The sequence below is a fragment of the Variovorax sp. PDC80 genome (assembly GCF_900115375.1).
GTDB lineage: Bacteria > Pseudomonadota > Gammaproteobacteria > Burkholderiales > Burkholderiaceae_C > Variovorax.
Genome location: NZ_FOWG01000006.1, coordinates 426,019 through 438,883 on the forward strand (window position 1 = coordinate 426,019; position 12,865 = coordinate 438,883).

11 protein-coding genes are annotated in these 12,865 nt (G+C 69.1%); 4 read left to right on the top strand and 7 right to left on the bottom strand.

Features of this window, described 5'->3' with window-relative positions; genetic code table 11:
• Positions 1-101 precede the first annotated feature (101 nt).
• The 7 genes from BM109_RS19870 to BM109_RS19900 form a co-directional block, all read right to left on the bottom strand.
• Positions 102-1,985: a TRAP transporter large permease gene (locus BM109_RS19870; RefSeq protein WP_093345926.1), complete on the bottom strand. Its 1,884-nt coding sequence runs from the start codon at positions 1,983-1,985 to the stop codon at positions 102-104.
• Positions 1,982-2,995: a TRAP transporter substrate-binding protein gene (locus BM109_RS19875; RefSeq protein ID WP_093345928.1), complete on the bottom strand. Its 1,014-nt coding sequence runs from the start codon at positions 2,993-2,995 to the stop codon at positions 1,982-1,984. The genes BM109_RS19870 and BM109_RS19875 overlap by 4 nt, the downstream gene beginning before the upstream one ends.
• A 68-nt stretch (positions 2,996-3,063) precedes the next feature.
• Complete coding sequence (locus tag BM109_RS19880) at positions 3,064-4,653, bottom strand: acyl-CoA synthetase (RefSeq protein ID WP_093345931.1); 1,590 nt, start codon at positions 4,651-4,653, stop codon at positions 3,064-3,066.
• Positions 4,650-5,822 (bottom strand): acetyl-CoA acetyltransferase, encoded by a 1,173-nt coding sequence (locus tag BM109_RS19885; RefSeq protein WP_093345934.1) that lies wholly within the window; start codon positions 5,820-5,822, stop codon positions 4,650-4,652. The genes BM109_RS19880 and BM109_RS19885 overlap by 4 nt, the downstream gene beginning before the upstream one ends.
• A gap of 14 nt (positions 5,823-5,836) precedes the next feature.
• On the bottom strand, positions 5,837-6,655 hold the full coding sequence (locus tag BM109_RS19890) for an SDR family NAD(P)-dependent oxidoreductase (RefSeq protein WP_093345936.1): 819 nt from the start codon (positions 6,653-6,655) through the stop codon (positions 5,837-5,839).
• 22 nt (positions 6,656-6,677) lie between these two features.
• Positions 6,678-7,079 carry a PPC domain-containing DNA-binding protein gene (locus BM109_RS19895; protein WP_057591869.1) on the bottom strand — a complete coding sequence of 134 codons (402 nt, stop codon included), beginning with the start codon at positions 7,077-7,079 and terminating at the stop codon, positions 6,678-6,680.
• The gene (locus BM109_RS19900) at positions 7,072-7,542 is read right to left on the bottom strand and encodes a DNA-binding protein (protein ID WP_256222667.1); all 471 of its coding nucleotides are present in this window, start codon (positions 7,540-7,542) and stop codon (positions 7,072-7,074) included. The genes BM109_RS19895 and BM109_RS19900 overlap by 8 nt, the downstream gene beginning before the upstream one ends.
• A 201-nt stretch (positions 7,543-7,743) precedes the next feature.
• Here BM109_RS19900 and BM109_RS19905 point away from each other — a divergent pair, with 201 nt between their 5' ends.
• The 4 genes from BM109_RS19905 to BM109_RS19920 all read left to right on the top strand — a co-directional run bounded on the left by BM109_RS19905 (position 7,744) and on the right by BM109_RS19920 (position 12,864).
• The gene (locus tag BM109_RS19905) at positions 7,744-8,625 is read left to right on the top strand and encodes a LysR family transcriptional regulator (protein WP_057591871.1); all 882 of its coding nucleotides are present in this window, start codon (positions 7,744-7,746) and stop codon (positions 8,623-8,625) included.
• A gap of 290 nt (positions 8,626-8,915) precedes the next feature.
• Entirely contained in the window at positions 8,916-10,955 is a 2,040-nt protein-coding gene (locus tag BM109_RS19910; protein ID WP_177239395.1) for a M14 family zinc carboxypeptidase, read from the top strand.
• A gap of 37 nt (positions 10,956-10,992) precedes the next feature.
• On the top strand, positions 10,993-11,175 hold the full coding sequence (locus BM109_RS19915; protein WP_093345944.1) for a hypothetical protein: 183 nt from the start codon (positions 10,993-10,995) through the stop codon (positions 11,173-11,175).
• A 60-nt stretch (positions 11,176-11,235) separates the two neighbouring features.
• Positions 11,236-12,864 carry an amidase family protein gene (locus BM109_RS19920; protein WP_218159388.1) on the top strand — a complete coding sequence of 543 codons (1,629 nt, stop codon included), beginning with the start codon at positions 11,236-11,238 and terminating at the stop codon, positions 12,862-12,864.
• Position 12,865 lies beyond the last annotated feature (1 nt).

The window sequence follows — 12,865 nt, forward strand, 5'->3', positions numbered from 1 at the left end:
CCCGCGCTTGCAAGGCGCCAGCCTTGCTGCGCGCGGGCGCCTTGCATCCAGCCCCTTTGCGGGGCAACGCGACCCCTTGAATAGGGTTAACAGGCCCTAGTTCAGAGAAAGCCGATCGACAGCCACGGAACTGCCGCCACCACGATCGTCCCCGCCAGCAGCGCCAGCATGTACCCCACGATCGGCCCGATCCCCGCGTCAGGCTGCACGCGCCCGATCGCGCAGGCCGCGTAGTAGCCCACGCCCAGTGGCGGCGCGAACAGGCCCAGGCCCATCGACAGCACCACCACCATCGCGTAGTGCACCTCGTGGATGCCGAGCTGGCGCGCGATGGGAAACAGCAGCGGGCCGAACAGCACGATCGCCGGGATGCCCTCGAGCACCGAGCCGAGGATCACGAAGATCACCAGCGACACGGCCAGGAACATCCCGGCGCCGCCCGGCAGGTTCGCCATCAGCTCGGCGAGCCAGCGCGAGAAACCCGACTGCGTGAGGCCCCAGGCCATCGCGGTGGCGGTGCCGATGATCAGCAGGATGGCGCCCGACAGCGAAGCGGTGGCCACCAGCATCGGCCCGAGCCGGCGCCAGTCGAACTGCCGGTAGATCGCGATCCCGGCCACCACCGCGTAGACGATGCCGATGGTCGAGACCTCGGTGGCGGTGGCCACGCCTTCCACCACGGCGGCGCGGATCACGAAGGGCAGGGCGAGCGCGGGCAGCGCCACCAGCGCGAGCCGCAGCACCTGCGACCAGGGCGAGCGCTCGACCCGGCTCAGGTCCTCGTGGCGGCTGCGGAAGTGCACCACCACGCACAGCATCAGGCCGAGGATCACGGCCGGCAGCAGCCCGCCGGTGAACAGCGCCGCGATCGACACGCCGGTGACCGAGCCGATGGTGATCAGCACCAGGCTCGGCGGCACGGTCTCGGTCTGCGCGCCGGTGGCCGCGAGCAGCGCGACCAGTTCGCCGTCGCTGGCGCCGCGCTTCTGCATCTCTGGAAACAGCGCCGGCGCGACCGCCGCCATGTCGGCCGCCTTCGATCCAGAGATGCCCGACACCAGGTACATCGCGCCCACCAGCACGTACGAGAGACCGCCCTTCACGTGGCCGAGCAGGCTCGCGAGGAAGGCCACCATCGCCTTGGCCATGCCGGTCATCTCGATCAGCAGGCCGAGGAAGACGAACAGCGGCACCGCGAGCAGGATCAGGTGCGACATGCCCTCGTCCATGCGCCCGACGATCACGGGCAGCGCGGTGTCGGTGGTCAGCGCGAGGTAGCCGAAGGTGCCGAGGCCGAAGGCGAAGGCGATCGGGATGCCGCCGAGCACGCAGGCCAGCACCACGCCGACGAAGAAGACCAGCAGGTTGAGCCGGCCCAGGTCCTCGAACACGGCGCGCCCGAAGCCGAAGGCCGCGACCAGGATCGCCACCACGCAGACGGCCTTGGTGGTGGTCTTCCAGTCGAAGTCGCGGAACAGCCGCAGCACCGCGAACAGCGCCATCAGCGCCACGCCCGCGGGCAGGGCGGCGGCGCGCCAGGCGTTCGAGATGTCGAGCGCGGGCGTGGTGATGAAGCGTTCCTCCGCGGCGTATTCCCAGGCCGGCCACGCGATCATCGCGAGGAAGGCGAGCGCCGCGCACAGCGCGAGCGCCTCGGCCAGCTGGCGGCGTTCGGGCGCGAGGCCCGACACCAGCGCCGTCATGCGCATGTGCTCGCCGCGCCGCAGCGCGACCACCGCGCCCAGCATCGCCAGCCAGATGAAGAGCATCGAGGCCAGCTCGTCCGACCAGATCAGCGGCTGGTGCAGCACGAAGCGCGCGACCACGCCCGCGAGCAGCACCGCCACGTCGGCCAGCACGAGCGCGCCGGCCGCGACGCTCACCGCGGCGCCGAGCGCCTGCTCGATGCGCGCCGCGAGCGGGTTGGATGCCGCCGCATCGAGAGCCAGCGCGGCCCCGTGGCCATGCCCCAGCGCGGCGCTCATGCGAGCTTGCCCACGCTGCGCTCGAGCAGCGCCCAGGCCTCGTCGCCGTATTTGGCCTTCCACTCGGCATAGAAGCCGGCCTTGCGCAGCTGGTCGCGGAACGCGGCCGGGTCGGGCTGGTTGATCTGCATGCCCTTGGCGGCCAGCTCCTTCTGCAGCCCGGTGTTGAGCTCGGCCACGTCGGTGCGTTCCTTGAGCGCGGCGGCGTTGACGTGCCGCGCCACGATGGTCTGCAGCTCGGGCGGCAGGCGGTCCCAGGCGCGCTTGTTGGCGAGGAACCAGAAGCCGTCCCACATGTGGTTGCTCATCGAGCAGTACTTCTGCACCTCGTAGAGCTTGGCGGTCGAGATGATCGCGAGTGGGTTCTCCTGGCCGTCGACGATCTTGGTCTGCAGCGCCGAATACACCTCGGCGAAGTTGATCGAGGTCGGCGCGGCCTCGAGCGCCTTGAACATCGAGGTCCACAGCGGCGAGACCGGCACGCGCACCTTGAAGCCCTTCAAGTCGGCCGGCGCCGCGATGGGCTTGCTCGAGGAGGTGATCTGGCGGAAGCCGTTGTCCCAGATGCGGCCCATCGCGAGGATGTTGGCCTTGGCGATCTGCTGGCGGATGTGGGCGCCGAGCTCGCCGTCCATCGCCTTCCACACGCTGGCGTAGTCGGGGAACGCGAAGCCCACGCCGCTGATGGAGGCCGCGGGCACCAGGGTGGCGAGGATCAGGCCCGACAAGGTGAAGAACTCGACCCCGCCCGAGCGCAGCTGGCTCAGCATGTCGGTGTCCGAGCCGAGCTGGTTGTTCGGAAAGATCTGGATGTCGACCTGGCCCTGGGTCTCGACGCGGATCGCATCGGCCATCTCCTTGGCCCGGATGTTCATCGGGTGCGTGACCGGCAGGTTGTTCGCGTACTTGTAGCTGTAGGGCTTCTTCTGCGCGAAGGCGTGGCGCAGCGGCAGGGCCAGCGTGGATGCGGCGGCGGCGGTGCGCAGCACGGTGCGGCGTTGGATGTTCATGGCGCTTGTCTCCTGTTGTGTGGGTTTTCTGGGGATCTGTGGAACGCTGTGGGGAAGGGGATGGAACTTCAGGCGATGGCGGCCTCCGCGATCTCGCCGCGCTCGATCAGCAGCCGGCGGATGTCGTTCTTCGCGACCTTGCCGTAGCCCGACTTGGGCAGCGCGGGCCAGAACAGCACGTGGCGCGGCCAGCGGTATTTGGCGCAGCGGCCGTCGAGGTGGCGCAGGATTTCCTCGGCGTCGACGTCGTCGCGCTCGCACACCATCACGGCCACGCCGACCTCGCCCCACTTGGCATCGGGCCAGCCCAGCACCGCGGCCTCGCGCACCGCCGGATGCGTCAGCAGGATCTCCTCGACCTCGCGCGGATAGACGTTGGAGCCGCCCGAGATGTACATGTCGGACTCGCGGCCCGTGATGTAGAGCAGCCCGCGCTCGTCCATGCGCCCGAGGTCGCCGGTGTGGAACCAGCCGCCGCGCAGCGCCTTGGCCGTGGCCTCGGGGTTGTCGAAGTAGCCCGCGAACACGGCGGGGCCGCGGCAACAGATCTCGCCGACGGCACCGGCCGGCAGGCGCTGCATCTGCGCATCGAGGATCGCGACCTCCATGCCGGTGCGCGGCCGGCCGCAGGAGCCGAGGTTCGCATCGGGATGGGCATCATCGGCCGAATGCATCGAGGGCGGCAGCACCGTGATGCAGCCCGTGACCTCGCCGAGGCCGAAGTACTGCACGAGCACCGGCCCGAGCTTGTGCAACGCGCGCTTCTGGTCGGCGCGGTACATGGGCGCGCCGGCATAGACCAGGTAGCGCAGCGAGCCGTGGTCGAAGGCATCGACCGACGGGTCCTCCACCAGCATCTTGACGATGGTGGGCACGGTGAAGAGGTTGCTGACTCGGTGCCGCTCGACCAGCGCCCAGATGGCGGGCGGATCGAGCCGGTCCGAGGCCGGCAGCACGGTCGCCGCGCCGCGCGCGACGTTGAGCAGCGCATGGATGCCCGCGCCGTGCGACAGCGGCGCGACGGCGATCGAGCAGTCGCGCTCGGTGGTGCCGGGGATCAGGTCGGCGAGGTGGTTCGTCACCACGAAGGCCAGTTGCCCGTGTGTCAGCACCGCGGCCTTGGGCTTGCCGGTGGTGCCCGAGGTGTAGAAGTACCACAGCGGCGTGTCTGCATCGACCGGTGCAGTGGCACTGGCCGCGCCAGCGTGCGCCGCGAGCAATGCCTCGTAGCCTTGCGTGCCTCGTGGCGTCTCACCGATCGTCACCACATGGCGCAGGTGCGCCGAGGCCGCGCGCACGGCTTCCACATGCGCGCCGAAGCAGTCCTCCGCGAGCATCACCGTGGCACGGCTCGCGCTGCCGAGGTAGGCCACCTCGGGAGGCGTGAGCCGCGCGTTCACCGGCACCCAGACCGCGCCCAGGCGGAACGCGGCCCAGCAGCTCTCGAACAGCGCGATGTTGTTGCGCGACTGCACGAGCAGCTTGTCGCCGGGCTGCATGCCGAGCGCGCGCAGCGCATCGACCAGCGCGTCGACGCGCGCGTCGATCTCGCGCCAGGTCCAGGTCCGGTCCTCGAGGATCAGGCCCGGCCGGTCGGGAAACAGCGCCGCGGTCTGCGACAGCAGCACCGAGAGGTTCGCCGCCTGCGCCGCGCTCACACTGCCTCCAGCACGCTGAGGTAGTTGGCGACCGCCGCGCCGCCCATGTTGAAGACGGCACCGGGCCGGCCCGTGGCCAGCTGCATGTCGCCCGCCTGGCCCGTGAGCTGCATCGCCGCCATCACGTGCTGCGACACGCCGGTCGCGCCGATCGGATGGCCGCGCGACTTGAGGCCGCCCGAGGGATTGACCGGCAGCCGGCCGTCCTTGCGCGTCACGCCGTCGAGGATCGCGCGCGCACCCTGGCCGTGCGGTGCCAGGCCCATGGCCTCGTACTCGAGCAGCTCGGCGATGGTGAAGCAGTCGTGCGTCTCGACGAAGCCGAGGTCGTCCAGCCCGAGCCCGGCCGCTTCGAGCCCGCGGCTCCATGCAAGCGCCGCGCCCTCGAAGCGCGTGGGATCGCGGCGCGACAGCGGCAGGTATTCGTTGACCTGCGTGCGCGAGCGCCAGCGCACGGCCGGCACGCGGGCCGAGGCCGTCGGCGCGGCCGAGATCACCAGCGCCGCGGCGCCGTCGGAGACCAGCGAGCAATCGGAGCGCTTGAGCGGCCCCGCGACCACCGGATTGCGGTCCGACACTTGGCGGCAGAAATCGAAGCCCAGGTCGCGCCGCATGTGGGCGAAGGGGTTGTGCATGCCGTTGGCGTGGTTCTTGGCCGCGATGGCCGCGAGCGCATCGCCCTGGTCGCCGAAGCGCTCGAAATAGCTGCCCGCGATGCGGCCGAACACGCCGGCGAAGCCCGCGGGCGTCTCGCCTTCCTCCTTCACGTAGGAACAGCGCAGCAGCGTCTGCGCGACCACCGGGGCGGGCACCGCATTCATGATCTCGAAGCCCACCACCAGCGCATGGCGCACGCGGCCGCTCTGTACCGCGTCGAGCGCGGCCCAGATCGCGGCCGAGCCAGTGGCACAGGCGTTCTCCATGCGCACGGCCGGCACATGGCGCAACGCCGGCACCGCGAGCGCGACCAGCGAGGCGCTGAAGTCCTGCGGCATGAAGCCGCCGTTGAAGTGGCCGACGAAGACACCGTCGATGTCGGTGGCCTCGAGCCCGGCCGTGTGCAGCGCGGGATCCACCGCGTCGCGGATCAGCTGCTCGCTGTCGACCGCGTCGAGCTTGCCGAAGACCGTGTGGCCCCAGCCGGTGATGAAGGCGTTGTCGTGGTTCATGGCGTGCGGCTCCTTCAGGCGTGCGCGGCTTCGGCGGCGCGTTCGGACGGCAGCCCGCGGCGCAGGGTCGGCAGGCCGACGCCCGCCGCATCGAAGCCGCCATCGACCGCGATCACCTGGCCGTTGATGAAGCTGGCGGCATCGCTGCACAGGAAGCCCACCGTGTTCGCCATCTCCTCCACGCTGCCGTAGCGCCCGAGCGGGATCGCGTCGTAGTAGTCGGAGCGGATCGCCACGCTGTGGACCAGCTTGGCCATCTCGGTCTCGACCGGGCCCGGCGCGATCACGTTCACGCGCACGCCGGCATTGCCGAGCTCCACCGCGTACTGCTTGGTCAGGTGGATCAGCGCCGCCTTGCTGGTGCCGTAGGCCACGCGCAGCGTGCTCGCGCGCAGGCCGGAGATCGAGGCCACGTTCACCACCGCGCCGCCGCCGGCCTGCACCATCAGCGCGCCGAAGGCCTGGGTGCAGAGGAAGGCGCCGTCGAGGTTGGTGCCGAGCACCGCGCGCCAGTCGGCGAAGCTGGTCTCGGCCACGCGCTTGAACACCGCCACGCCCGCGTTGTTGACCAGCGCATCGACGCGGCCGAAGCGCGCGACCACGGCATGCGCGGCCGCGTCGACCTGCGCGGGATCGGACACGTCGCAATTCACGGTCAGCACGCGATCGGGCTGCGCGAGCGTGCGGCCGGTCGCTTCGAGCGTGGCGCGGTCGTTGTCGAGCAGCGCGACCTGGTGGCCGTGCGCGAGGAACCATTGGCCGATCGCGAGGCCGATGCCGCGCGCGCCGCCGGTGACGACGGCGACGCGCCGGGAGGAGGTGGTGTCTGTCATGGGAGTCCTGCAGTTGTCGAAATCAGTTGTCGTCGTCGGCGGGCAGCCACTCTTCGAGCGTGACCTCGAAGGTGACGCACACGGTGTTGGCGCCGGCCACGAAGGGCCCGCCGTAGACCCGGCCCTCGGTGTCGGCGACCACGCCGGTGAGGGCCGAGCGCAGGCTGCCGTCGGGTTGCCGGCGCACTTCGCCGGCCAGGCTCACGACCTCGATGGCCGGGCCGCGGATCACCTGGCAGGCGCCGTCGGGGCGTTCGAGGCAGGCGTCGATCAGGCTGCCGAGCGCGCCGCGCACGAAGGCATGGCGAAAGCCCTGGGCCACGCAGAGCTTCTCGACGCCCTGCATCAGGTCTTCGTTGGGGCCGATGCGTGCGTAGGCCACGCGGCCCATGCGGCCGCGTTCGATCCGGTGGACTTCAGACATGGCCGGCCCTGGCCTCGGGGCGCATCAGCGGCATGCGCGTCTCTTCGTCGTAGGCCACGCGCAGCTCGAAGCTGTCGAGCGCGGTCACGAGCACCGTGACCGGCACGCGGCCGACCACGCTGCGGTCGCAGAGGATGTGGCCGCCGCGCACCGCGCCGTCCGCCTCGCAGAAGGCGCCATGGCAGTGGACCAGCGGCGCGTTCGACGCCGAGCGGCCCAGCGTGGCATTGCCGAAGATCAGCCGCGCGCCGCGCAGCGGCACCGGCGCGCCGTAGGTGGCGAGCACGCGGCCCGAGGGGTCGGGCAGGGCCATGCAGAAGCTCAGGCTCTCGAGGTCGCCGCCGAGCAGCGTCATCGAGGCGCTGTGCACCGCCTCGCGCGCCAGGGCCTCGACCAGGCCCTCGTGCAGGGTGCGGCCCGCGGGCAGCGAAAGCCGAAAGTGCCGACCGTGGTCGGCACGCATGTGGTTGATCCTCACGGGGCCGCTGGGCCCAGGGTGGACCACGGTCCTTGCTCGTGGCAGGGCCGTCGTCGACTGCTTGTTCACTTTGTCTCCTGACTGCGCGGCAAGGGGGTAGGGCCGGCGCATGGCCGCGGAGTCTAGGAGCCCCGATCCATAGCAACAAATCTACAATTCAGATCGATCAATACAGGATTCAGATCGATGGAACTCCGCCACCTGCGTTGCCTGGTCGCTGTTGCCGAGGAACTCCACTTCGGCCGCGCCGCCGAGCGCCTCAATCTCTCGCAACCGCCCGTGAGCCTCGCGATCAAGGAGCTGGAGGAGGAACTCGGCGTCGCGCTGTTCGAGCGCAGCTCGCGCCGCATCGCGATCACGCGCGCGGGCGAGGAGGCCCTGCGCGACGCGCGCGCCGTGCTCGGCGGCATGGAGAGCCTGCGCCGCCATGCGAAGGACGCGGCGGCCGGCCTCAAGGGCTCGATCGCGGTCGGCTTCATCAGCCTGCCGGCCTACACCTTCCTGCCGCAGGTGCTGCGCGACTTCAACGAGAACCATCCCAACGCGAGCATCGCGCTGCGCGAGGGCATCACCGAGCAGATCCTGGCCGACGTGCAGTCGGGCCGGCTCGACATCGGCCTGATCCTGCAGCCGGCCGAGATGCCGCCCACGCTGGACTCGCGGCTGGTGCAGAAGGACACGCTGATCCTCGCGCTGCCCGAGACGCATGCGCTCGCGCGGCCCGGCAGCGTGGCGCTCGAGCGCTTCGCGAGCGAACGCTTCCTGGGCTTCGAGCGCCACATCGGGCCGCAGATGTTCGATGCCATCGTCGCCACCTGCATGCGGCGCGGCTTCAGCCCGCGCATGTTCCCGGCGCGCCAGATGAACACCATCGTGAGCCTGGTCTCGGGCGGCGTGGGCGTCGCGCTGGTGCCGGCCTGCGTGAAGGCGCTGCATCGCGAGGGCGTGGTGTTCCGTCCGCTCAAGGGCGAGAAGACGCATGTCGACACGCTGGTGGTCTGGCGCAAGTCGGACGAGTCGCCGCTGCTCAAGGCCTTTCTCGCGCTGCTGCCGAGGCTGCGCGACTGACGCGCCGACTTTCTCAAAAGAATACGGACAGACGGTCCTATCCCTCGAGCGCCCGGGCAATTATTCTTTTCCGCCAGCAGACATCACCCCCGCGGTGAGCCTGCCCCGGGTGCGGAACAGGGAGGGAACGCACCCGCGCGTCCATGCGCCATTCATGACTCCAAGACGGTTCCTTTCGGGGGGCCGCGTGGACGCGAATTTCCGATGCCCCTTCAAGACGGTGCCGGCCTGGTTCGCCGTAGCGCGAGCCTGTCCGGTGAATTTCATGAATGCAGCACAGGACAACCCACATGAGAGCTGGTCTTCACGCCGCGCCGCGGCCCAAGCGTCTTCGTCTCGCGATCACCGGCCTGATCGTTCTCGCGCAACTCGCGCCCCTCGCGACCGCGCAGGGCACGGCGAACCCCGCCGGTGCACCGCCAGCGCAGCTCGAGCAGGGCCGCATCTGGTCGGTGCGCGTGTCCTATGCGACGCGCGAGGACATCCAGCGCCTGTCGCGCTGGATCGATCACATGCGGGTCGACAAGGTCGGCAAGACCATCGCGACGGAACTCGACTCGCGCGGCGTCGAACGCTTGCGCAGCCTGGGCTATGCGGTCGAGATCGATGCCGAGCGCTCCGAGAAGATCCGCGGCTTCCAGCATGAGCGGCAGCAACTCCTGAAGCAGAGCACGCCCGGAACGCCGCAGGCTTCGCAGAAGACATCGGCACTGGGCAAGCCTGGCGACCCGCTGTTCGACGGCAACGCCGCCTGCTACCGCACCGTCGAGCAGGCCAACCTCGACATCGATGCGCTGGCTGCTCGCTATCCGAAGCTGGTTCGCGTCGCCCCAGTGGGCCAGACCTGGGTGCAGACGCAACTGCTCTCGTTTCGCAACGTGCTGATCAAGTACCTGCCGCAGAGCGTGCTGAGCACGATCGATTTCGATCTGCTGCCCGACAGCGAGGCCAACCCGCTGCGTGCCGTCGTCATCGGCAACCAGGAACGCATCCAGGACAAGACCGTACCGCGCATGGTCACCACCTCGTCGATCCATGCGCGCGAATACACGCCGGCCGAGATCTCCACGCGCTTTGCCGAATGGCTGGTGAAGAACCACGGCACCGATCCCACGGCCACATGGCTGCTCGATCACAACGAGTTCCACTTCATCCTGCATGCGAATCCCGATGGCCGAAAGCTCGCGGAACAGGCCGTGGCGCAGAACCTCGGAAGCGGTTGGCGCAAGAACGTGAACCTGGTGGACGGCTACTGCAGGTCGCCCGATAACGAGGTGCTGGCCCAGTTCATCGGGCCCGTGGATTCCGGCGTCGACCTGAACCGCAACTTTCCGTTCGGCTGGAACAGCACCAAGGGCGAGGGATCGAGTGGCGACGCGTGCGAAGGGGACTTCCGGGGCAAGGCCGCTGCCTCGGAGCCGGAAACGGCCGCGATCGTCCGGTATGTCGCGGGCACGCGCCAGCAGGACGGCAGCTTCGCGGGCGGCCTGCTGCAGGACCGGCGAATCGCCGCGGCCAACGATTTCTCGACCGGCGCGCCCAGCGACTACGAAGGCCTGTACCTCGACATCCACAGCTTCTCGCAACTGGTGCTGTGGCCCTGGGGGATTCGGCGCGACACCTTGGGCGGAGACTCCAAGACCGCGAACGACGACGGCATGGCGGCCTTCGCGCAACGCCTCGCCTGGTACAACGGATATGCCGCCGATCAGATCGTCGGCTACGACACCGACGGCACGACCACCGACACCTTCTATGGCGAGCTCGGCGCGCCTTCGTTCACGATCGAGCTGGGCACCTCCTTCTACGAGCCCTGCGAGGAGTTCGAGAAGAACACCTTCCCGAAGAACGTGGCGTCGCTGCGCTATGCGGCACGCACGCTGAAGGCGCCGTACCAACTGCCACTGGGGCCCGACGCCGCGGACTTGAAGCTCTCCGCTGCCACCGTCAGGCAGGGCGAGTCCGTCACGCTCACGGCCACGATCGACGACGACCGCTATCGCTACGCCGAGGGCGACAGCGAGCGGCCGGTGACCCAACACGCCCCCCAGCCCATCCAGGCCGCCAACGCCTACATCAACACCGTGCCCTGGGACAGCGCGGCCAAGGCGATCCCGCTGAGCGCCACCGCCGACATCGCCTTCGGCGCGGGGCCCAAGGTGACGGTCTCGGGCGTCATCGACACATCGGCCTTCCTGCCGGGCAAGCACCTGCTCTACGTGCAGGGCGTCAACCAGAAGGGCAGGGCCGGTCCGCCCGACGCGGTCTTCCTGGAGGTACTGGCCAAGGAAGCACCGCAGCCCTGCCCGCCGACGCCGTCGGCGAGCTGACCGACCTTGCCTCGTCTTCGACATCGGGAGTCACATCATGCAGATCCAACTCGTGGTCTTCGCGCGGCGCCTGTGCGCGCTGTTCTTCTGCCTTGCGGTTGCCGCCTGCGGCGGCGGCGATGGAGGCGGCGCCAGCTTCATGCCCGTGGGCATCGCCCCCGGCACCGGAACCATCGCGCCGGTCATTCCGCCGGTCACCGAAAGCAACTGCAAGTCCTAGCGTCGTCGCCGTGCATCGCGGCGCCGTTCACCTGCATCCCACGATCGACAAGGAGTGACCATGAGAAGTGATGTTCGTCCGCGCCGCCCCAAGCCGGCCAACCGCGTCTGGTGTGCCCCGCTGCTGTGCCTCGTGCTGTCGGCTTGTGGTGGAGGCGATGGCGCGAGCATCTCTCCACTTGCCATGGCGCCGCCAGCGACGGCCGGGGATGGCGTTGTCGCGCCGATGCCACCGGCAGTTCCCGCCGTCGTGCCGCCCTCGCTCGAAGGCATCGAGTACCTCGACATCGCGGGCCTGAGCGAGAAGATGGCGCAGGGCGCCACCTCGCGCGACATGGCGACCTACTTGCTGGCTCGCATCGATGCGCTCGACAAGAAGGGGCCGGCCGTCAATGCCGTCATCGAGCTCAACCCCGACGCCATGGCCATCGCCGACCAGCTGGACGCGGAGCGTGCCAGCGGCAAGTCGCGCGGGCCGCTGCACGGCATTCCGGTCTTCCTGAAGGACAACATCGACACCGGCGACAGGATGCAGACCGCGGCGGGCTCGCTGGCGCTGGTGGGGGAGCCCGCGCCGCAGGACGCCTTCGTCGCGAAGAAGTTGCGCGAAGCAGGCGCACTGATTCTCGGGAAGACGAATCTCAGCGAGTTGTCGGGCTTTCGTTCCCTCTTCCTCCCCAGCGGATGGAGCGGGCGAGGTGGCCAGACATTGAATGCACATGTGCTGGACGGAGAACCTTGCGGATCGAGTGCGGGATCGGCCGTGGCGGTGGCTGCGGGCTTCGTGCCCATCGCGATCGGCACCGAGACCGATGGATCGATCCTGTGTCCCGCGGCGATGAACGGCATCGTCGGTATTCGCCCTACGCTGGGCTTGGTGAGCAGAACAGGCGTCGTCCCGATCGCGAGCATTCAAGACACCCCGGGCCCGATGGCACGCACGGTGCGCGATGCGGCCCTCCTGCTTTCCGCGATGGCGGCCGCCGATCCGAAGGACACGGCCACGGCCGACGCACAGGCGCACGTGGTGGATTTCACGAAGTTCCTGAGCCCCGACGGCCTGAAGGGCAAACGCATCGGCTATGCGCCCGGCCTGTATGCCACAGCCGACTTCTATCCCGACTTCATGGGCGCACTGGACACCCTGCGCCGCCTCGGCGCCACGGTGGTAACCGTGGAGAGCCCCAACGAATCCGAGGTCGATGAATGGACGCTGCTGACGTATTACTTCGGCAGGGAACTGAATGCATACCTTGCAACCAGAACCGGGCTTCCCGTCAAGAACATCGAGGAACTGCAGGCGTTCAACAAGACCACACCCTTGCGTCCCGATGGAACACCCTACTCGCAATGGTGGATCGACCAGGCCGTCGCTCTGCTTGGACCTCCCACCGTTCCCTATGAGCAACTGGCCCGCGAACAGAAGGCCCGGGTGGCCGGCGAGTTTGATCGCGTGCTGACATCGAATGGCCTCGATGCCCTCGTGAGCCCGGGACGCAGCGGTGCCATGGCCGGCTACCCCGGCATCACGGTTCCGATGGGAATCGACAGCGGCGGCATGCCGGTTGCGATCTTCTTCGTCGGCACGCGCTGGAGCGAGCCCACGCTGCTGTCGATCGCCTACGGCTTCGAGCAGGCCACGAAGGCAAGGCGCAATCCGGAGTTTCGCAAGAATGCCCCTGTGCCATGAG